Origin of the sequence: Streptomyces sp. NPDC046727 (assembly GCF_040645635.1) — a bacterium.
Classification (GTDB): domain Bacteria; phylum Actinomycetota; class Actinomycetes; order Streptomycetales; family Streptomycetaceae; genus Streptomyces.
The window spans coordinates 63,845-85,938 of sequence record NZ_JBEYYR010000041.1 but is presented as its reverse complement, the minus strand read 5'-3'; the positions used below and the strand labels follow the sequence as shown (position 1 = coordinate 85,938).

Genomic DNA, 22,094 nt, shown 5'->3' with positions numbered 1-22,094 from the left:
CCGTGCGCCTCCACCGCGTCCACATCCGCGGTCGTCAGCCCGGCCGCCGCGAGCGCCTGCCGGATCACCCGCCGCTGCGAAGGACCGTTCGGGGCCGTCAGACCGTTCGACGCGCCGTCCTGGTTCACCGCCGAGCCGCGCACGACCGCCAGCACGCGGTGGCCGTTGCGGCGGGCGTCGGACAGGCGCTCCACGAGGAGCATGCCGACGCCCTCGGACCAGCTGGCCCCGTCGGCCGCAGCCGCGAAGGACTTGCAGCGGCCGTCGGGGGCGAGGCCACGCTGCCGGGAGAACTCCACGAACGTGCCCGGGGTCGCCATCACGGACACGCCGCCGGCCAGGGCCAGGTCGCACTCCCCCGAGCGCAGCGCCTGGATCGCCCAGTGCAGGGCTACCAGGGACGAGGAGCAGGCGGTGTCCACGGTGATCGCCGGGCCTTCCAGGCCCAGGGTGTAGGAGATGCGGCCGGAGGCGACGCTGCCGGAGTTGCCCATGCCCAGGTAGCCTTCGAGGCCCTCCGGGGTGGTGCCGAGCCGGGCCGCGTAGTCGTGGTACATCAGGCCGGCGAAGACACCGGTGGCGCTGCCGCGCAGCGCGGTCGGGTCGATGCCCGCGCGCTCGATCGCCTCCCAGGACGCCTCCAGGAGCAGCCGCTGCTGCGGGTCCATGGCCAGCGCCTCGCGCGGGCTGATCCCGAAGAACTCGGCGTCGAACCCGGCGGCGTCGTGCAGGAACCCGCCCTCGCGGGCGTAGCTGGTCCCCGTGTGGTCGGGGTCGGCGTGGTAGAGGGCGTCGAGGTCCCAGCCCCGGTCCTCCGGGAAGGGGGAGATGACGTCACGGCCCTCGGCGACGACGCGCCACAGGTCCTCGGGCGAGGCCACTCCGCCGGGGTACCGGCAGGCCATGCCGACGATCGCGATCGGCTCGTCCGCCCGTACGGCGACGGGGGCTGCCTGCGCCGAGCCGGCCGTGGCGCCGAGCAGCTCGGCGAGGATGTGCCGGGTCAGTGCGGCGGGGTTGGGGTGGTCGAACACGGTGGTGGTGGGCAGGCGGAGGCCCGTCACCGTGCCGAGGCGGTTGCGCAGGTCGACGGCGGTCAGGGAGTCGAAGCCGAGTTCGAGGAAGGCCCGGTCCTCGGCGATGGCGGCGGCCGACTCGTGTCCGAGGACGGCCGCGGCCTGGCCGCGGACCAGGTCGAGCACGGTCCGGGTCCGTTCGGCGGGGGTCTGGGCGGCGAGGCGGTCGCGCAGGGTGCCGGCGTCGCCGGCGCGTGCCGTGCGGCGGGCGGCGGGGCCCGCGAGGCTCCGCAGGACGGCGGGCATACGGGTGCCCTGTGCGCGGAACGCCGTGAGGTCCAGGCGGGCGGCGACGGTCAGCGCCGCCTCGGCGGCGCAGGCGGCGTCGAACAGTTCCAGGCCCCGGTCGGCGGGGAGCGGGAGGATGCCGCCCCGGGCCAGGCGCGCGGTGTCGGCGCCGGAGGTCATGGCGCTCGCCGGTGCCCACAGGCCCCAGGCGATGGAGGTGGCGGGCAGGCCCTGCGCCCGCCGGTGCTCCGCGAGCGCGTCCAGCGCGGCGTTCGCCGCCGCGTACCCGCCCTGCCCCGCACTGCCCACGACACCCGCGAGCGACGAGAACAACACAAAGGCACGCAGATCCAGATCCGCCGTCAGCTCGTGCAGATGCCAGGCACCATCGACCTTCGCCTTCAGCACCCCGTCGACCCGGTCAGGGGTCAGCGACTCCACCGTGCCGTCGTCCAAGACACCGGCCGCGTGCACCACACCCGTCAGCGGGAAGCCCGCGACCACACGCTCCAACGCATCCCGGTCGGACACATCACACGCCACCACATCCACAGCGGCGCCCAACTCGCCCAACTCGGCGACCAGCTCCTCGGCACCGCCCCGACGGCTCGCCAGGACCAGCCTGCGCACACCGTGCTCGGCCACCAGGTGCCGGGCCACCAAGGCGCCCAGCACCCCGGTGCCGCCGGTCACCAGCACCACGTCGTCGGCGCCGAACGGCACGCCGTCGCCCGGCTGCGCACCGGCCCGAGCGAGCCGCGGTACGTACGTCTCCCCGGCGCGTACGGCGACCCACGGCTCGTCGGTCAGGGCCGTGGCGGTGGACAGGGCGCGCTCGGAGTCGGGGTGTCCGTCGAGCGTGACGTGGCCGAAGCGGCCCGGGTGCTCGGCCTGGGCGGAGCGCAGCAGACCGCCGACGGCGGCGCCGGCGAGGTCGGTGTCGCGGGTGACGACGACCAGCCGCTCGGCCCGGTCGTCGGCGATCCACCCCTGGATCGCGGTGAGAGCCGCACGCACGGCCTGCCGCACGGCCTCGGGACCGGCATCCGTCCCATGCGGTGCGTCGTCCAGGCGCAGCAGTTCCACGGCGGTGTCGTCCGAGGGTGCGGACGCGGTGCCGGCCACCGGGAGCCAGTCCAGGTGCAGGACGGGGTCGGCGAGGGTGCGGGCGGCGGCGACCTGCGCGGCCGTGACGGCCCGCAGGCGCAGGGAGGCGACGGTGGCCAGGGGCGCGCCGGTGCCGTCGGCGAGGCCGACGGCGACGGTCTCGTTGCCCAGCGGGGTGAGCCGTACCCGCGCCGCGCGGGCGCCGACGGCGTGCACGCGCAGGCCGTGCCAGGCGAAGGGGAGTCCGCCGTCGCCGACCAGGCCGCCGAGGCCGATCGGGTGCAGGGCCGCGTCCAGCAGGGCCGGGTGCAGCAGGAAGCCCGACTCGTCGGTCTCCGCGGGGAGTTCGACCTCGGCCAGGATGTCGTCGCCGTGCCGCCAGGCCGCGCGTACGCCGCGGAAGACCGGCCCGTAGTCGAGGCCGCGGTCGGCGAGGCTGTCGTAGAGCGCGGACACGTCCACCGGTTCGGCGCCGGCGGGCGGCCACTCGGTCAGCGGCGTGCCGGTGGCGGTGTCCCCGGGCACGAGGACGCCCTCGGCGTGCCGGGTCCAGGGCGCGTCACCGTCCTCGGGGCGCGCGTGCACGCTGACGGTACGGCGGTGGTCGGCTTCGGCGCGGCCCACCCGTACCTGGAGGTGCAGGGCACCGCGTTCGGGCAGGGCCAGGGGTGCGCCGAGGACGAGTTCGTCCAGGGTGCCGCAGCGGACGCGGTCGCCGGCGGCGAGGGCGAGTTCGGCGAGCGCCGCGCCGGGCAGCAGGGTGGTGCCGAGGACGACGTGATCGGCCGTCCAGGCGGCCGGGTCCGCGGCGAGGCGTCCGGTCAGGACGAGGCCGCCGTCCTCCGCGAGGTCGACGGCCGCGCCGAGCAGCGGGTGTCCGGCGGCGGTCAGGCCCGCTCCGGCCAGTTCGCCGGCGGACGGGCCGGCGGGGGTCAGCCAGTAGCGCGTGTGCTGGAAGGCGTAGGTGGGCAGGTCGGCACGGCCGGTGACGCCCGCGAAGCAGCCCGTCCAGTCGATGGCGGTGCCCGTGGTGTGCAGGGCGGCGAGCTGGGTGAGCAGTTGCCGCGGACCGTCGTGGTCGCGGCGGAGGGTGCCGACGACGACGGCGGTCCGCTCGGCGGTCTCCGCGGTGTCCTGCACGGCGGCCGTCAGCACCGGGTGCGGGCTGATCTCCACGAACACGGCGTGGCCGGAGTCGAGCAGGCCGCGCACCGCCGGTTCGAAGCCCACCGGTTCCCGGAGGTTGCGGTACCAGTAGCCGGCGTCCAGCGCCGTGCCGTCCGCCCACTCCCCCGTCACGGTGGAGAACAGCGGAACCGTGCCCTCGGCCGGCCGGATGCCCTCCAGGTCGGCCAGCAGGGCGGCGCGCACCGGTTCCACCAGCGGCGAGTGGGAGGCGTAGTCGACGGCGATGCGCCGGGCCCGTACCCCACGGCCCTCGCAGTGGGCGAGGAACTCCTCCAGCGCCACCGCCTCACCCGCGACGACGACCGACTCGGGACCGTTGACAGCGGCCACCGCCACCCGGTCCGCCCAGGCGGCCAGCAGCTCCTCGGTCTCGGCCTGCGCAGCCGCGACCGACACCATGCCCCCGGTACCGGCCAGCGCCGTCAGGGCCTTGCTGCGCAGGGCGACGATCCGGGCGCCGTCCGCCAGCGACAGCGCGCCCGCCACACAGGCAGCCGCGATCTCACCCTGCGAGTGACCGACCACGGCGGACGGCACGACGCCGTACGAGCGCCACACCTCCGCCAGCGACACCATCACCGCCCACAGCACCGGCTGGACGACGTCAACACGTTCCAGGGCGGCCGGGTCGGCCAGAACCTCACGCAACGACCAGTCCACGAACGGCTCCAACGCCGCCGCACACTCCGCCATCCGCCCCGCGAACACCGGCGACGAATCCAGCAGATCCACCGCCATCCCCGCCCACTGCGCCCCCTGACCCGGGAACACGAACACCACCCGACCGTCACCCGACGACCCGGCAGCACCCGACACCACACCCTCCACCGGCTCCCCCGCGGCCAACGCCGCCAAAGAAGCCCGCGCACCGGCCACATCAGCGGCCACCACCACCGCACGATGCGGCAACAGCGCCCGCGACGTGGCAAGGGAGCGGCCGACCGTTTCCAGGGCCTGGGTGCCGGACTCGGTGAGGTGGACGTGCAGTCGGCGTGCCTGGGCGGCGAGCGCCGTGGGGGTGTGCCCGGACAGCAGCAGGGGCACGAGGGGAAGTTCGGCGGATGCGGGGTGTGCGGTCTCCTCGGGTGCCTCTTCGAGGACGACGTGGGCGTTGGTGCCGGAGACGCCGAAGGACGACACGGCGGCCCGGCGCGGCCGACGCGTACGGGTCCACTCGCGCTCCTCGGTGAGCAGTTCCACCGCGCCGGCGGTCCAGTCGACGTGCGGTGACGCCTCGTCCACGTGGAGCGTGCGCGGCAGCGTGCCGTGCCGCATGGCCTGCACCATCTTGATCACACCGGCGACACCGGCGGCGGCCTGCGTGTGCCCGATGTTGGACTTCACCGAGCCGAGCCACAGCGGTTCGTCCCGCTCCTGACCATAGGTCGCGAGCAGTGCCTGCGCCTCGATCGGGTCGCCCAGCCGGGTGCCCGTACCGTGCGCCTCCACCGCGTCCACGTCGGCCGTCGTCAGCCCGGCGCCCGCGAGCGCCTGGCGGATCACCCTCTGCTGCGAAGGACCGTTCGGGGCGGTCAGGCCGTTCGACGCGCCGTCCTGGTTCACCGCGGAGCCGCGTACGACGGCCAGCACCTGGTGGCCGTTGCGGCGGGCGTCCGACAGGCGCTCCACGAGCAGCATGCCGACGCCCTCGGACCAGCCGACTCCGTCGGCCGCGGCCGAGAAGGACTTGCAGCGGCCGTCGGGGGCGAGGCCGCGCTGCCGGGAGAACTCCACGAACGTGCCCGGGGTGGCCATGACGGTGACACCGCCGGCCAGCGCCATCGAGCACTCGCCGCTGCGCAGCGCCTGGATCGCCCAGTGCAGGGCGACGAGCGAGGAGGAGCACGCGGTGTCGACGGTGACCGCCGGGCCCTCCAGGCCGAGCGTGTAGGCGACCCGGCCCGAGAGCACGCTGCCGGCGGTGCCGAGACCCAGGTAGCCCTCGACGCCCTCCGGGAGGGTGCCGGTGCCGCTGCCGTAGTCGTGGTACATCAGGCCGGCGAAGACGCCGGTGGCGCTGCCGCGCAGCGCGGTCGGGTCGATGCCGGCGCGCTCGATCGCCTCCCAGGAGGTCTCCAGCAGCAGCCGCTGCTGCGGGTCCATGGCCAGCGCCTCACGCGGGCTGATCCCGAAGAACTCGGCGTCGAAGTCGGCCGCCCCGGTGAGGAATCCGCCCTCCCGGGTGTAGCTCGTCCCGGTGCGGGACTGGTCGGGGTCGTAGACGGAGGTGAGGTCCCAGCCACGGTCCTCGGGGAAGCCGGTGACGGCGTCGGTGCCCGCGAGCACCAGTCGCCACAGGTCCTCGGGCGAGGTCACTCCGCCGGGGTAACGGCAGGCCATGCCGACGATCGCGATCGGCTCGTCGGCGCGTACGGCGGTGGTGGCGGCGGGCAGTTGTGCGCCGCTCGTGGCCGACGGGCCGGCGTCCAGGGCCGCGTCCAGGAGGTGGCGTGCGAGGGCGGCGGAGGTGGGATGGTCGAAGGTGATCGTCGCGGCCAGGCGCAGGCCGGTCGCGGCGGTGAGCCGGTTGCGGAGTTCGACGGCGGCCAGCGAGTCGAAGCCGAGGTCGAGGAAGGAGCGGTCGGGGGCGACGGCGTCCGGGCCGTCGTGGCCGAGCACGGTCGCCGCGGTCTCCCGGACCAGTTCCAGGGCGGCGCGGCGTCGCTCGGCCTCGGGCAGCGCGGCGAGCCGCTCGGCGAAGCCGCCGGGCTGGGCGGCAGCGGCGGTGCGGCGTGCGGGTGCCGGTACCAGGCCGCGCAGCACGGGCGGCAGCGCCTCCGCCTGGGCGCGCAGCACGGCGAGGTCCAGGCGCGCGGCGACGGTCAGCGGTGCGTCGGTGGCGCAGGCGGCGTCGAACAGCTCCAGGCCGTCGGCGTGGGCGAAGGGCACGACTCCGCCGCGGGCGAGCCGGGCCGCGTCCACCCGGTCGAGGCCGCTCGCCATACCGTCGGCCCAGGGTCCCCAGGCGATGGAGGTACCGGGCAGGCCCTGCGCCCGCCGATGCTCCGCGAGCGCGTCCAGCGCGGCGTTCGCCGCCGCGTACCCGCCCTGCCCCGCACTGCCCACGACACCCGCGAGCGACGAGAACAACACAAAGGCACGCAGGTCCAGTCCGGACGTCAGCTCGTGCAGATGCCAGGCACCGTCGACCTTCGCCTTCAGCACCCCGTCGACCCGGTCAGGGGTCAGCGACTCCACCGTGCCGTCATCCAGCACACCGGCCGCGTGCACCACACCCGTCAGCGGGAACTGTGCGATCACGCGCTCCAACGCGTCCCGGTCGGACACATCACACGCCACCACATCCACAGCGGCGCCCAACTCGCCCAACTCGGCGACCAGTTCCTCGCCACCGCCTCGGCGACTCGCCAGCACCAGCCGCCGCACACCGTGCTCGGCCACCAGATGCCGGGCCACCACACGGCCCAGGGCACCCGTACCACCGGTCACCAGCACCACATCGTCCGCACCGAACGGCACCTCACCAGCGGGCTGAGAGACCCCGCGCGCCAACCGGGGCGCATAGAGCGCTCCGTTCCGTACGGCGATCTGGGGCTCGCCCGTGGCCAGCGCGGCCGGCAGGGCGGTGCTGTCCTCGGGAGCGGCCAGGTCGATCAGGACGAAGCGGCCGGGGTGCTCGGACTGGGCGCTGCGCAGCAGGCCCCAGGCGGCGGCGCCGGCCAGGTCGGGGACGGTGTCGCCGGGTTCGGCGGCGACGGCGCCGTGGGTGACCACGACGAGCGGGCCGGCCGGCCCGTCGGAGGCGAGATGCTCCTGGAGCCGGGCGAGGGCGGCGCGGGTGGCCTCCCGGACGGTCCCCGGGTCGGTGCCGGCGGGCAGGGTGAGGACGGTGACGTCGGGGCCGGAAGCGGCGGCCTCGTCGGGGGTGGTGAGCCCGAGGGCGTCGGCGTGGGGGCCGAGGACGGTCCAGCGGGCGGCGGTGGCCGCCGCGGCCGGGCGGGGTTCCCACCGTACGTGGTGCAGGGCGTCGGCCGTGGAGGTGCCGCGGATTTCGGTGGCCGGGCGCAGGCGGAGGTCGGTGACGGTGACGACGGGCCGGCCGGCGGCGTCGGCGGCGGTGAGCGCGACGGCGTCGGGGCCGGTCGGGGTCAGCCGCACCCGCAGGGAGCGGGCGCCGGTCGCGTGCAGGCGGACGCCGGTCCAGGTGAAGGGCAGTCCGCCGTGCTCGACGAGGCCGCCGAGGCCGAGGGCGTGCAGGGCGGCGTCGAACAGGGCGGGGTGCAGCAGGAAGCCCGACTCGTCGGTGTCCGCGGGCAGTTCGACGTCGGCGAACAGGTCGGTGCCGTGCCGCCAGGCCGCGCGGACGCCGCGGAAGGCGGGGCCGTAGCCGAAGCCGGCCGCGGTGAGCCGGTCGTAGAGGCCGTCGGCGGGCAGGGGTTCGGCGTCGGCGGGCGGCCAGGCGGTGGGCGCCGGGGCGGGTTCGGGGTCGGTGGGGGCGAGGCGTCCGGTGGCGTGGCGGGTCCAGGCGGTGCCGTCCGCGAGCTGGTCGTCGGGCCGGGAGTCGACGGTGACGGCGCGGTGGCCGTCGCGGTCGGGGGCGTCGACGTGGACGCGGAGCCGGACGGCGCCGGACGCGGGGACGGCGAGCGGCGCGGTGAGGACGAGTTCGGCGACGGTGGCGCAGCCGAGGCGGTCGCCCGCGGCGGCGGCGAGTTCGGCGAGGGCGGTGCCGGGGAGCACGGGCGTGCCGAGGACGCTGTGGTCGGCCAGCCAGGGGTGCGTGTGGGCGGACAGGGTGCCGGTGAAGACGACGGCTCCGGCGGCGCCGGGCCGGCCGGCGTGGTCCGCGGTGGCGTCGGCGGGCAGTTCGACGGCGGCGCGCAGCAGCGGGTGGCCGACGGTGCCGAGGCCGGCGGCGGGGAGGTCGTCGGCGGGGGCCGGGGCCAGCCAGTAGTGCTGGTGCTGGAAGGCGTAGGTGGGCAGGTCGACGTGGCGGGTGCCGGAGCCGAAGAAGGCGGCCCAGTCGACGTGCGCGCCGTGGGCGTGGATCCGGGCGAGCGCGCCGACCAGGGTCTCGGGCTCGGGCCGGTCCGCGCGGGCGGTGGGTACGGCGAGCACCTCGGGCCGGTCGGGGTCCTCGGGCAGCGCGTCGGCGACGAGGGCGCCGAGCACGGCGTCCGGGCCGACCTCGACGAAGGTGTCCGCGCCCTCGTCGGCCAGGGTCCGAATGCCGTCGGCGAACCGGACGGTCTCGCGGACGTTGCGCAGCCAGTACTCGGGGTCGCGCAGTTCGGCGTCGGCGGGGGCGCCGGTGACCGTGGAGACGAACGGGATGCGCGGCGTGCCGAGGGTGACGGCGCCCAGCACGCGGCGGAAGCCGTTCAGGACGGGGTCCATGCGGTGGGAGTGGAAGGCGTGGCTGACGGTGAGCCGCTTGGTGCGGCGTCCGCGCTCGGCCCAGTGGGCGGCGGTGGCCAGGACGGCGGCCTCGTCGCCGGACAGGACCACCGACGACGGGCCGTTGACCGCCGCCAGCTCCACGCCCTCGGGCAGCTCGATCTCGTCCTCGCTCGCCTGGACGGCGACCATGGCGCCGCCCTCCGGCAGCGCCTCCATGAGCCGGCCGCGGGCCGCGACCACGACGACGGCGTGCCGCAGGGACAGCACGCCGGCGGCGTGGGCGGCGGCGAGTTCGCCGACGGAGTGGCCGAGGACGAGGTCGGGGCGTATCCCCCAGGAGCCGAGCAGCGCGGTCAGCGCGGTCTCGAAGGCGAACACCGCGGCCTGCGCGTACAGGGTGCGGTCGAGGTCGGGGCCGCCTTCCGTGATGACTTGGCGCAGGGGGCGGGGCAGCACGGTGTCGAACTCCGCGCAGACCTCGGTCCAGGCGGCGGCGAACGCCGGGTAGGTGGCGGCGAGTTCCTCGCCCATGCCGGCGCGCTGGGCGCCCTGGCCGGTGTAGAGGAAGGCCGTGGTGCGGTCGGGCCGGGCCTCGCCGGAGACGGGGGCGGGTGCGCCGGCGGCGAGCGCGGCGAGGCCGGCGCGCAGCTGGGTCGCGTCGGCGCCGAGGACGGCGGCGCGCAGCGGCAGGGCGGCGCGGGTGGTGGCCAGGGCGGCGGCGACGTCGAGGGGGTCGGCGTCGTCGGGCAGGCCGGCGGCGAGCCGTTCGGCCTGGGCGCGCAGGGCGGCCGGGGTGTGGGCGGACAGCAGCCAGGGCACGACCGGGTGTGCGGTGCGCGGGGTGGTCTCGGTGTCGGCGGGCTCGGGGGCCTGTTCGAGGACGACGTGGGCGTTGGTGCCGCTGACGCCGAACGCGGACACCGCGGACCGGCGGGGTGCCCCGGTGTCGGGCCAGGAGCGGTTGTCGGTGAGGAGTTCGACGGCTCCGCGGGACCAGTCCACCTGGGGGGTGGGCTCGGTGGCGTGGAGGGTGCGGGGTGCGATGCCGCGGCGCATGGCCTCGACCATCTTGATGACGCCGGCGACGCCCGCGGCGGCCTGGGTGTGGCCGAGGTTGGACTTCACGGAGCCGAGCAGCAGCGGGCGGGGGCGGTCCTGGCCGTAGGCGGCGAGCAGGGCCTGGGCCTCGATGGGGTCGCCGAGCCGGGTGCCGGTGCCGTGGCCCTCCACGACGTCGACGTCGGAGGGGGTGAGCCGGGCGTCGGCGAGGGCCTGCCGGATGACCTCCTGCTGGGAGGGGCCGTTCGGGGCGGTGAGGCCGCTGCTGGCGCCGTCGGAGTTGACGGCGGAGCCGCGCACGACGGCGAGGACGCGGTGGCCGTTGCGGACGGCGTCGGAGAGCCGCTCCAGCAGGAGCACGCCGACGCCCTCGCCCCAGCCGGTGCCGTCCGCGTCGGCCGAGTAGGCCTTGCAGCGGCCGTCGGGGGCGAGGCCGCGCTGCCGGGAGAACTCCACGAACACGCCGGGGGTGGCCATGACGGTCACGCCGCCGGCGAGCGCCATCGAGCATTCGCCGGCGCGCAGCGACCGCACCGCCCAGTGCAGGGCGACCAGCGAGGAGGAGCAGGCGGTGTCGACCGTGACGGCCGGGCCCTCCAGGCCGAGCACGTAGGAGATCCGGCCGGAGACGACGGCGGTGGCGCCGCCGGTGACGAGGTAGCCCTCGGCGTCCTCGGGGACGCGGGCGCCGATGCCGTAGCCCTGGCTCCAGGTGCCGACGAACACGCCGGTGCGGCTGCCGCGCTGGGCGTGCGGGTCGATGCCGGCCCGCTCGTACGCCTCCCAGGCGGTCTCGAGGAGCACCCGCTGCTGCGGGTCCATGGCGCGGGCCTCGCGCGGGGAGATGCCGAAGAACGCCGGGTCGAAGTCGGCGGCGCCGGTGAGGAAGCCGCCGCGGTCGGTGTAGCTGCGGCCGGCCCGCTCGGGGTCGGGGTCGTGGACGCCGAGGTCCCAGCCTCGGTCGTCGGGGAAGCCGGTGATCAGGTCCGAGCCGGCGGCGACGGCGTCCCACAGCCGCTCGGGCGAGTCGATGCCGCCGGGGAAGCGGCAGGCGGTGCCGACGATGGCGATCGGCTCGTCGGCGGCGGCCGTCAGCGAGCGGTTGCGGCGGCGCAGCCGCTCGGTCTCGCGCAGCGAGCTGCGCAGCGCCTCGACGAGTTCTTCGTTGGTGTTGCTCATGCTGTTCGTGATCCTCAGTTTCCGCGGGGGCGCTCGTCGTGCGCGATCCTGATCAGGTCGTCGATGCTCATGTCGTCCAGCGCGTCCATGAGGTCGTCGGAACCGTCGTCCTCGGGTCCGTCCGCGGGGTCGTCGGGGTGGTCGTCGGGGGCTGCGTGCTGCTGGGCCGGGCCGTCCTGGGCCGGTACGGCGACGCCTGCCAGGCGGGCCAGTTCGTCCAGGAGTCCGGCCTGCCGGAGCCGTTCGAGCGGGATGGCCGCGATGGCGCCGCGCAGGTCGGCGTCGGGGTCCGGCGCGCTGGGCAGGGCGCTCTCGGCGGCCCGGACCTGCGGTTCCAGCTCGGCCAGGAGGTGGCGGGCCAGGGCGGCCGGGGTCGGGTGGTCGAAGACGGCGGTCGCGGACAGCCTGAGGCCGGTGGCCTCGGTGAGCCGGTTGCGCAGTTCGACGGCGGTCAGCGAGTCGAAGCCGAGGTCCAGGAAGCCGCGCGCGGTGTCCACGGCGGACGCCCGGGCGTGGCCGAGGACCGCTGCCGCGTTGCGGCGTACGACGTCGAGCACGGCTCGGCGGCGCTGCTCCTCGCCCAGTCCGGCCAGCCGTTCGGGCAGCGCGGGCCGGTTCTCGGCGTCGTCGCGGGCGGGGCCGGCCGGACGGCGGACCAGGTCGCGCAGCAGGGCGTGCGGGGTGCCGGTGCGGGCGGTGAGCGCCGCGGTGTCGAGACGGAGTGCGGCGAGGGCGCCGGCTCCGGTGCGGCAGGCGGCGTCGAGCACGGCGAGTGCCTCGGTGGCGGCCAGGGGCCGGACACCGGCCCGGGTCATCCTGGCGCGGTCACCGCTGCTCAGGCCGCCGGTCATGGCGCTCTCGGCGGCCCATGGCCCCCAGGCGAGGGAGACGGCGGGCAGGCCGCGGGAGCGGCGGTGCTCGGCGAGCGCGTCCAGGGCGGTGTTGGCGGCGGCGTAGTTGCCCTGCCCTGGGGCGCCGAACGTGCCGGCCGCCGAGGAGAACAGCACGAAGGCGGACAGGTCCCGGTCTTCGGTGAGTTCGTGCAGGTGCCAGGCGGCGTCGGCCTTCGGGCGGAGTACGGCGGCGAGCCGCTCGGGGGTCAGCGAGGTGAGCGTGCCGTCGTCGAGGACGCCGGCCGCGTGCACCACCGCGGTCAGGGGCGGCTCGATGTCGGCGAGCAGCGCGGCGAGCGCGGCCCGGTCGGACACGTCGCAGGCCGCCACGCGGACCCGGGCGCCGGCGGCGCGCAGTTCGGCGGCGACGGGGGTCTCGGCGCCCTGTCGTCCGACGAGCACCAGGTCGCGGATGCCGTGTTCGGTGACGAGGTGCCGGGCCACGAGGCCGCCGAGGGTGCCGGTGCCGCCGGTGACGAGGACGGTGCCGTCGCCGTAAGGGGCGGTGGTGAGGACGAGCTTTCCGGTGTGCCGGGCCTGGGCCATGAAGCGGAACGCCTCGCGGGCGCGGCCCATGGGCACACTGCGGACGGGCAGATGGGCGAGGTCGCCGGCCGCGAGCCGGTCCAGGAGTTCGGTGAGCATCTCCTGGATGCGGTCCGGGCCCGCGTCCGCGAGGTCGACGGCCCGGTAGGTGATGCCGGCGGTGTCGGTGCGGAGGTCGGTCTTGCCGAGTTCCACGAACCGTCCGCCGGTGCGCAGCAGCCGCAGCGACGCGTCCACGAACTCGCCCGCGAGGGAGTTCAGTACGACGTCCATCTCCGGGAACCGCCGCGCGAACTCCGTGTCCCGCGACGACGCCACGTGCGCCTCGTCCAGACCGGCCGCCCGCAACACCCCGTGCTTGCCGGGACTCGCCGTCGCATACACCTCGGCACCCAGCAGACGCGCCACCTGCACCGCGGCCATACCGACACCGCCGGCCGCCGCGTGCACCAGCACCCGATCCCCCGCCCGGACCCGGGCCACGTCGTGGAGGGCGAACCAGGCGGTGAGGAACGCGGAGGGCACCGACGCGGCCCTGGTGAAGCCCCAGCCGTCAGGGACGGGCGCGAGCACGCGCCGGTCGGCGACGGCGGAGGAGCCCATCGAGCCGGGCAGCAGTCCGAACACCCGGTCGCCGGGCGCGAGATCGGTCACGCCGGGGCCGGTCTCGGTCACCACGCCGGCCGCCTCGATGCCGAGCGGCTGGGGTGCGCCGGGGTAGAGGCCGAGCACGCTGAGGACGTCCCGGAAGGTCACACCGACCGCGCGGACGGCGACCCGTACCTCGCCGTCGGCGAGCGGCGCGTCGGCGTGCGGCACGGCCGTCATGCCGTCGACGGTGCCGGTGCTGCCGGGCCTCAGGCGCCAGCCGGCGTCGGGCAGGACCAGCGCGTCGGCGCCGGCGCGGGTGAGCCGCGGTGCGCTGACCGCGCCGGACCGCACGGCGACCTGCGGTTCCCCGCAGGTCAGCGCGGCGGGCAGGGCGCGGGCGGAGGCGTCGGTGGCGTCCAGGTCGGCGAGGACGATCCGGTCGGGGTGCTCGGTCTGGGCGGACCGCACCAGACCCCAGACGGCGCGGGCGGCCGCATCCGGGGACTCCTCGGCGGACAGCGCGAGGGCGCCGCGGGTGACGACGGCGAGGCGGGCGGTGCTCTCCTCGTCGGCCAGGACGTCGCGGAGGGCCGCCAGGACGGCGGCGGTCGCCCGGTGGGTCTCGGCCACGGGGGCCGCGCCGGGGTCGGTGACGACCGGCAGGACGAGCACCTCCGCGGAACGGTCCGTGGCGTCGGCGAGGGCGGCGCCGGCCGCGGTGAGGCCGGCCGTGAGGGCGGGGTCGGCGCCGAGCAGCGCGAGGCGGCGGACCGGGGCCGTGCCCTGCTCGACGGGCGCCCAGGCGGTCTCGAAGAGGGCGTCGGGCACCGCGGGAGCGGCGGGCGGGCGCAGCCGCAGGGAGCCGATGGCGGCCACCGGCAGCCCGTCGGCGTCGAACAGGTCGACGGCGAGGGCGCCTTCGGTGCCGGCCCGGGAGAGCCGGGCGCGGACCGCCCGGGTGCCGGGGGCGAAGACCCGCACCCCGGTCCAGGCGAACGGCAGTCCGCCGTGCGCCGGGTCGGTGATCAGACCGCCCACGCCGATGGCGTGCAGGACGGCGTCGAGCAGCGCCGGGTGTACGGGGCAGCGGTCGGCGTCGGGGACGCCGGCGGGCAGTTCGGCCTCGGCGAACACCTCGGCCGCCGGGCCTTCGCCGCGCCGCCAGGCGGCACGGAGGCCCTGGTAGGCGGGCCCGTAGCCGAAGCCGGCGTCCGCCAGGCCGGCGTACAGGGCGCCGAGGTCGGCGGGCCGGGCGTCCGGGGGCGGCCAGGCACCGGTGGCCGTGGGCTCGCCGGGCGCCTCGCCCAGGGCTCCGGTGGCGTGCCGGGTCCAGTCGCCGTCGCCGGTGCGGGTGTGCAGGGCGATCGCGCGGCGGCCGTCGGTCTCGGCGGCGCCGACGGTGACGCGCACCTCCACGGCGCCGTCGGCGGGCAGCACGAGGGGGGCTTCGAGGATCAGTTCGGCGACGCCGGGCGCGGCCGCCTGGCCGGCCGCGGCGAGGGCCAGGTCCAGCAGGGCGGTGCCGGGCAGCAGGGCGCTGCCGCGCACGGTGTGCTGGGCCAGCCAGGGGCGCGCGGCGGGCGAGAGCCGCCCGGTGAGCACGAGGCCGCCGTCCGGCAGGTCGACCGCGGCGGACAGCAGGGGGTGCCCGGCCGAGGCCGTGCCGTCACCGGAGTGGACGGGCAGCCAGTAGTGCTCGCGCTGGAAGGCGTAGGTGGGCAGTTCGACGGGGGTGCCGCCGCGGCCCGTGAAGTAGCCGGCCCAGTCGACGGGCAGGCCGTCGGCGGCGGCGCGGGCCAGCGCGTCGGTGAGCGTCTCCGGTTCCGGACGGCCGGCCCGCAGCAGGGGGACGGCGAGCGGGTCGCGCTCGTCGGCCTCGGCGGGCGGCAGGCTGCTCTGGGCGAGGGCGGTGAGCACACCGTCCGGGCCGAGTTCCAGGTACCGTACGGCGCCCTCGGCGGCCAGGCCCCGCACGGCGTCGTGGAAGCGGACGGCCTCACGGACGTGCCGTGCCCAGTACTCGGGCGAGCGGGCCTCCTCGGCCGTCAGCGGGCGGCCGGTCAGCGCGGACACCACGGGGACGGAGGGCGCCCTCAGGTCGAGGGCGGCCACGGTGGCGCGGAACTCGTCCAGCATAGGCTCCATCAGCGCGGAGTGGAACGCGTGGGACACCCGCAGGCGGCGGGTTCGGCACCCCTCGGCGGCGAGCCGGGCGGCCACCTCGTCCACGGCGTCCTCGCGGCCGGACAGCACCAGGGCGCGCGGGCCGTTCACGGCGGCGAGGGAGACGTCGTCGCCGAGCAGGGGCCGTACGCGGTCCTCGTCGGCCTCCACGGCGACCATCGTGCCGCCGGCCGGCAGCGCGTCCATCAGCCGGCCGCGGGCTGCGACCAGGGCCGCGGCGTCCGGCAGGGAGAGGACTCCGGCAAGGTGCGCGGCGGTGATCTCGCCGAGCGAGTGGCCGGCCAGCAGGTCGGGGGTCACACCCCAGCGGCGCAGGAGTGCGGCGAGGGCGACCTCGACGGCGAACAGCGCGGGCTGCGCGTAGGCGGTGCGGTCGAGCACGTCGGCGGGGCCGGACAGCACCAGTTCGCGCAGCGGGCGGTCCAGCAGGCGGTCGAACTCGGCGCAGACGGCGTCGAAGGCGTCGGCGTAGGCGGGGTGGGCGGCGTACAGGCCGGCGCCCATGCCGACGCGCTGGGCGCCCTGGCCGGTGCACAGGAACGCGGTGCGGCCCTGGCGGGCGGTGACGGGGCGGGCCTCGGCGAGGGCGTCGAGCAGTGCCTCGGTGTCGCTGCCCGCGGCGGCGACGCGGTACTCGAACGCGGTGCGCGTGGTGGCGAGGGCGCGGGCGACGGCGACCGGGTCGGGGTGTCCGGCGAGGTCGGCGCGCAGCCGCTCCACCTGGGCGCGCACGGCCTCGGGGGTGCGGCCGGAGACCAGCCACGGGACGGGTCCGCCGTCCCCGGCCGGGGCCGCTTCCTCGGCGGGCGGGGCCTGTTCGAGGACGACATGGGCGTTGGTGCCGCTGACCCCGAAGGAGGACACGGCGGCGCGGCGCGGCACGTCGGTCTCGGGCCAGGGGGTGCTCTCGGTGAGGACCGAGACCGCTCCCCTGGTCCAGTCGACCTGTGCGGAGGGCCGGTCGACGTGCAGGGTGGCCGGCAGCACGCCGTGGCGCAGTGCCATGACCGTCTTGATGAGGCCGGCGGCGCCGGACGCGGCCTGGGTGTGGCCGAGGTTGGACTTGACCGAGCCGATCCACAGCGGACGCTCGCGGTCCTGGCCGTAGACCGCCTGCAGGGCCTGGGCCTCGATGGGGTCGCCGAGGGCGGTGCCGGTGCCGTGTGCCTCCACGGCGTCGACGTCGGCCGGGGTGAGGCCGCCGTCGGCCAGCGCGGCCCGGATGACCCGCTGCTGGGAGGGGCCGTTGGGCGCGGTGAGGCCGTTGGAGGCGCCGTCGGAGTTCACGGCGGAGCCGCGGACGACGGCGAGGACGCGGTGGCCGTTCCGGCGGGCGTCGGACAGCCGCTCCACCAGGAGCAGGCCGGCGCCCTCGCCCCAGCCGGTGCCGTCGGCGGCGTCGGCGAACGCCTTGCAGCGGCCGTCGGCCGCGAGGCCGCCCTGCCGGCCGAACTCGACGAAGACGCCCGGGGTGGCCATCACGGTCACGCCGCCGGCCAGGGCCAGGTCGCACTCGCCGGAGCGCAGCGCGCGGATCGCCCAGTGCAGGGCGACCAGGGACGAGGAGCACGCGGTGTCGATGGTGACCGCGGGGCCCTCCAGGCCGAGGACGTAGGCGAGCCGGCCGGAGACCACGCTGCCGGAGGTGCCGGTGAGGAGGTGGCCCTGCAGTTCGTCGGGGGTGCCGTACAGGCTGGTGAGGTAGTCCTGGCCGCCGTAGCCGACGAACACGCCGGTCCGGCTGCCGCGCAGCGAGGCCGGGTCGATGCCGGCGCGCTCGACCGTCTCCCACGCCGTCTCCAGCAGCAGCCGCTGCTGCGGGTCCATGCCGGTGGCCTCGCGGGGGCTGATGCCGAAGAACCCGGCGTCGAACGCACCGGCGGCGTCGAGGAATCCGCCGACCTTGGTGTAGCCGGTGTCGGTGACGTCCCAGCCGCGGTCGGCGGGGAAGCCGGTCATCGCGTCCCGGCCCGCGGCGACGAGGTCCCAGAGCCGTTCGGGCGAGTCGGCGCCGCCGGGGAAGCGGCAGCCCATGCCGACGATGACGATGGGGTCGTCGTCGGTGACGGCGGCCGGCGCCGGCGTGCTGCCGGGAGCCTCGGCGGGCTGTCCGCCGGTGAGTTCCCCGGCCAGGCGCTCGGCGAGCGCCTCCGGGGTGGGGTGGTCGAAGACGAGGGTGGCGGGCAGGGGCAGTCCGGTCGCGTCGCGCAACCGGTTGCGCAGCTCCACGGCGGTGAGCGAGTCGAAGCCCAGTTCCTGGAAGGCGCGGCCGGCGGGCAGTCCGGTGCCGGAGGCGTGGCCGAGGACGGCGCCGGTCTCGGCGAGCACCAGGTCCAGCAGCGCGGCCCGGTCCAGCCGGTCGGCCGGGGCGGCCGGTGCCGGGGCGGTGTCCGCCGGGTCGGCGGCCTCGGGCAGGCCGGCGAGGAGCGGGCTGCGCCGGGCCAGGGTGAACGTCGGCGCGAACACGGGCCAGTCGATGTCGGCGACGACCAGCGAGGCCTCGTCCCGGGCGAGGGCGCCGGCGAGGGCGGCGACGGCGCGGTGGGGTGCCATGGCGGGCAGGCCCCAGCGGAGCATCTGGGCGCGGGCCGGGCCGTCGGACATCCCGGCGCCGTCCCAGTGTCCCCAGGCGACGGCGGTGGCGGGCAGGCCCTCGGCGCGGCGCCGGGCGGCGAGCGCGTCGAGGTGGGTGTTGGCGGCGGCGTAGGCGGCCTGGCCGCTGCTGCCCCACACTCCGGCACCGGAGGTGAACAGCACGAACGCGGACAGCTGCCGGTCGCGGGTCAGTTCGTCCAGCAGGAGGGCGCCGGTGACCTTGGCGGCGGCGACCTCGGTGAGATCGGCCGGGGTCAGCTCGTCCAGCGGCCGGTAGCGCTCGATGCCGGCGAGGTGGAACACGGCGTCGACGGGGTGCTCGGCCAGCACCCGGGCCAGCGCGTCCCGGTCGGCGACGTCACAGGCGACGATGTCGACCCTGGCGCCGAGCGCGGTGAGTTCGGCGGCCAGTTCCGCCGCACCGGGCGCCTCGGGACCGCGTCGTCCGGTGAGCACGAGGTGCTCCGCCCCGGCACGGGCGAGCCAGCGGGCCACGTGGGCGCCGAGACCACCGGTGCCGCCGGTGACGAGGGTCGTGCCGGTGGGGCTCCAGTCGGGGGTGGTCCCGCCCGCGGGCGCGCGGCGCAGTCGGCGGCCGAAGGCGCCGGAGGCGCGGACCGCCACCTGGTCCTCGGTGCCCGCCAGCGCGGCGACGAGCCGGTCGGCGAGCCGGGCGTCGAGGACGTCGCCGGCCATGCGGGCGTCCGGTGTGCCGTCAGCTCCGGTCGCACCCGGCAGCGCGCCCCCGGTCACCGCGGCGCCGGCCGGCAGGTCGATCAACCCGCCCCAGCTCTGCGGTCGTTCCAGCGCGGCGACGCGGCCGAAGCCCCAGATCTGCGCGGTGGCCGGGTCCGCCGGGGTGTCCGCCGGGCCGGTCGCCACGGCGCCGCGGGTGACGCACCACAGCGGCAGGCCGCCGTCGGCGCGGTCGTGGGCCCGGACGAGGGCGAGGAGGCCGGGGAGCGGGTCGGGGTCGTCGGGGCGGAGCACGGCGACGACGCCCGCGGTCCCGGCGGTGAGTTCGGCGACGGTGTAGGGGTCGTAGGCCGGGACGCGGGTGAGGTCCATGCGGTCCGCCAGTGCCGTGACGACGGCGTCGGACCAGGGATCGTCGGCCGCGACCACCAGCCAGCGGCCGGCGGGCGCGCCGGCGGAGGGCGACGCGGTGAGCGGGGTCCAGTCGACGCGGTAGCGCCAGGAGTCCACGGCGGACGCGTCGGCGCGTCGCTCGTGCCAGGCGGCGAGCAGCGGGTGGACGGCGGCGATCGGTTCCCGGGCGGCGGGGTCCGCGCCGAGCACCGCGGCCAGTTCGTCGGCGGAGCCGTGGACCGCGGCCCAGAACGCGCTGTCCTCGCGGCCCCGTTCCGGGGTGACCGGCCCGGCGTCCTCCTCCAGCCAGAGGCGTTCGCGCTGGAAGGCGTAGGTGGGAAGGGGAACGGTGCGGGCCGCGGTCAGGGCCGGCCGCCAGTCGACCGGTACGCCGCGGACCGCGGCCTCGGCGAGGGAGGCGAGGAAGCGGGCGGGGCCGCCGTCGTCGCGGCGCAGCGAGCCGACGGCGAGGACGGCCGGGTCGGTCTCCTGGAGTGCCGCGGTGAGCACGGGGTGGGCGCTGACCTCGATGAAGGTCGTGAACCCGGCGTCCAGCAGGGCCCGCCCGGCCAGGTCGAAGCGGACCGGCTCGCGCAGGTTGCGGTACCAGTAGGCGGCGTCCAGACCGGTGGTGTCCAGGACTGCGCCGGTCACCGAGGACACGAAGGCGGTGCCGGTGGCGCGCGGGGTGACGGCGGCGGTCGCGGCCAGTACCTCGGCGCGTACGGCTTCGACGTGCGCGGAGTGCGAGGCGTAGTCGACGGGGAGGCGCTTGGCCCGCAGGCCGTCCCGCTCGGCCCGGTCGAGGAGTTCGTCCAGGGCGGCGGCGTCGCCGGACACGACCGTCGCGGCGGGGCCGTTGACGGCGGCCACCGACAGCCGGTCGCCCCACGGCGCGATGACCTCGCGTGCGGCGGCCTCGGCCAGCGGCAGGGACACCATGCCGCCCCGGCCGGTCAGGGCGCGCAGCGCCCGGGCGCGCGCGGTGACCAGCAGGGCGGCGTCCTCCAGGGAGAGGGCGCCGGCGACGCACGCGGCGGCGATCTCGCCCTGCGAGTGGCCGACGACGGCGGCCGGCTCCACTCCGTGCGCCTGCCAGAGGGCGGCCAGGGAGACCATCACGGCCCACAGGGCGGGCTGGACGACGTCGACGCGTTCCAGCGCGGCCGCATCGCCCAGGACGTCGCGCAGGGACCAGTCGACGTGCGGGGCGAGGGCGGCGTCGCACTCGTCCAGGCGGGCGGCGAACTCCGGGGAGGTGTCGGCGAGTTCGCGGGCCATGCCGGTCCACTGGGAGCCCTGCCCGGGGAACACGAACGCGATGCGGCCAAGGTGGCCGGCGGTGCCGCGGACCACGCCGGGCGCGGGCTCCCCCGCGGCGACGGCGGCCACGCCGCGCAGCAGGTCGTCCGTGTCCGCCCCGACCACGACGGCGCGGTGCTCGAACGCCGAGCGGGTGGTGGCCAGGGACAGGGCGACGTCCCGGGGCCGGTCGCCGGGCCGCTGCGCCAGGTGGGCGGCGAGCGCGGCGGCCTGGGCCCGCAGCGCGCTCTCGGTACGGCCGGACAGCACCCACGGGACCGGCCCGCCGACCGCGGCGGGCGCCTCGGCGGCGGTCTCGGGTGCCTGCTCCACGATGACGTGCGCGTTGGTGCCGCTGACGCCGAACGCGGAGACACCGGCGCGCCGCGGCCGGTCGCCGGCGGGCCACGGCCGGGCCTCGGTGAGCAGCCGTACCGCGCCCGCCGACCAGTCGACCTTCGGGGTGGGCGCGTCCACGTGCAGGGTCCGGGGCAGCACCCCGTGGCGCAGGGCGAGCACGGTCTTGAGCACGCCGGCGACCCCGGCGGCGGCCTGGGTGTGCCCGACGTTGGACTTGACCGAGCCGAGCCAGGCGGGGGCGGTGCGGTTCTGGCCGTAGGCGGTGAGCAGGGCCTGGGCCTCGATCGGGTCGCCGAGGACGGTGCCGGTGCCGTGCGCCTCCAGCAGGTCGACGTCGGCGGGCGCGAGCCGGGCGTCGGCGAGCGCCGCCTGGATGACGCGGACCTGCGCCGGGCCGTTGGGCGCGGTGAGGGCGCTGCTGGCGCCGTCCTGGTTGACGGCCGAGCCACGCAGCACCGCGAGCACCGGGTGGCCGAGACGCTGGGCGTCGGAGAGCCGCTCCAGCAGCAGCATTCCGGCGCCTTCGCCCCAGCCGGTGCCGTCCGCCGCGGCGGCGAACGGCTTGCAGCGGCCGTCGGAGGCGAGGCCGCGCTGCCGGGAGAACTCCACGAAGGTCGCCGGGGACGACATGACCGTCACACCGCCCGCGAGTGCCATCGTGCACTCGCCGCCGCGCAGCGCCCGCATCGCCCAGTGCAGGGCGACGAGGGAGGCGGAGCACGCCGTGTCGACGGTGGCCGCGGGGCCGCGCAGGCCGAGGGTGTAGGCGACGCGCCCGGACAGCACGCTTCCGGCGATGCCGGTGCCGCCGTGGCCCTCCACCTGGTGCAGCAGCGGGCGCGCGGCGGAGATGTAGTCCTGTCCGTTGGTGCCCAGGTACACGCCGACGTCCGTGCCGCGCAGGGACTTCGGGTCCAGGCCGGCGCGTTCGACGGCCTCCCAGGCGGTCTCCAGGGCGAGCCGCTGCTGCGGGTCCATCGCCAGCGCCTCGCGCGGCGAGATCCCGAAGAAGTCCGCGTCGAACCCGGCGACGTCCGCGAGGAAGCCGCCCTCGCGCACGTACGACGTGCCCGCGTGCTCGGGGTCCGGATGGTGGAGCGATGCCAGGTCCCAGCCGCGGTCGGCGGGGAACTCGCCGACGGCGTCGCGCTCGTCGGCGAGCAGCCGCCACAGGTCCTCGGGCGTGCTCACGCCGCCCGGGAACCGGCAGGCCATGCCGACGATCGCGATCGGCTCGGTGGCGCGTTCGGCCGTCTCGCGCAGCGTCTGCCTGGCCTGGGCCAGTTCTCCGGTGACCCACCGCAGGTGGTCGAGGAGCTTGTTCTCGTTCTCCACG

General features: G+C 76.9%; 2 protein-coding genes. Both read right to left on the bottom strand.

All coding sequences use genetic code 11. The annotated features are described in order from the left end of the window. Window positions 1-11,198 (bottom strand): SDR family NAD(P)-dependent oxidoreductase (locus ABZ937_RS35645; RefSeq protein ID WP_361698202.1); only part of this gene is annotated, 11,198 nt, incomplete at its 3' end. A 14-nt stretch (window positions 11,199-11,212) separates the two neighbouring features. Then, complete coding sequence (locus ABZ937_RS35640; RefSeq protein WP_361698200.1) at window positions 11,213-22,093, bottom strand: type I polyketide synthase; 10,881 nt, start codon at window positions 22,091-22,093, stop codon at window positions 11,213-11,215. Window position 22,094: the final 1 nt, after the last annotated feature.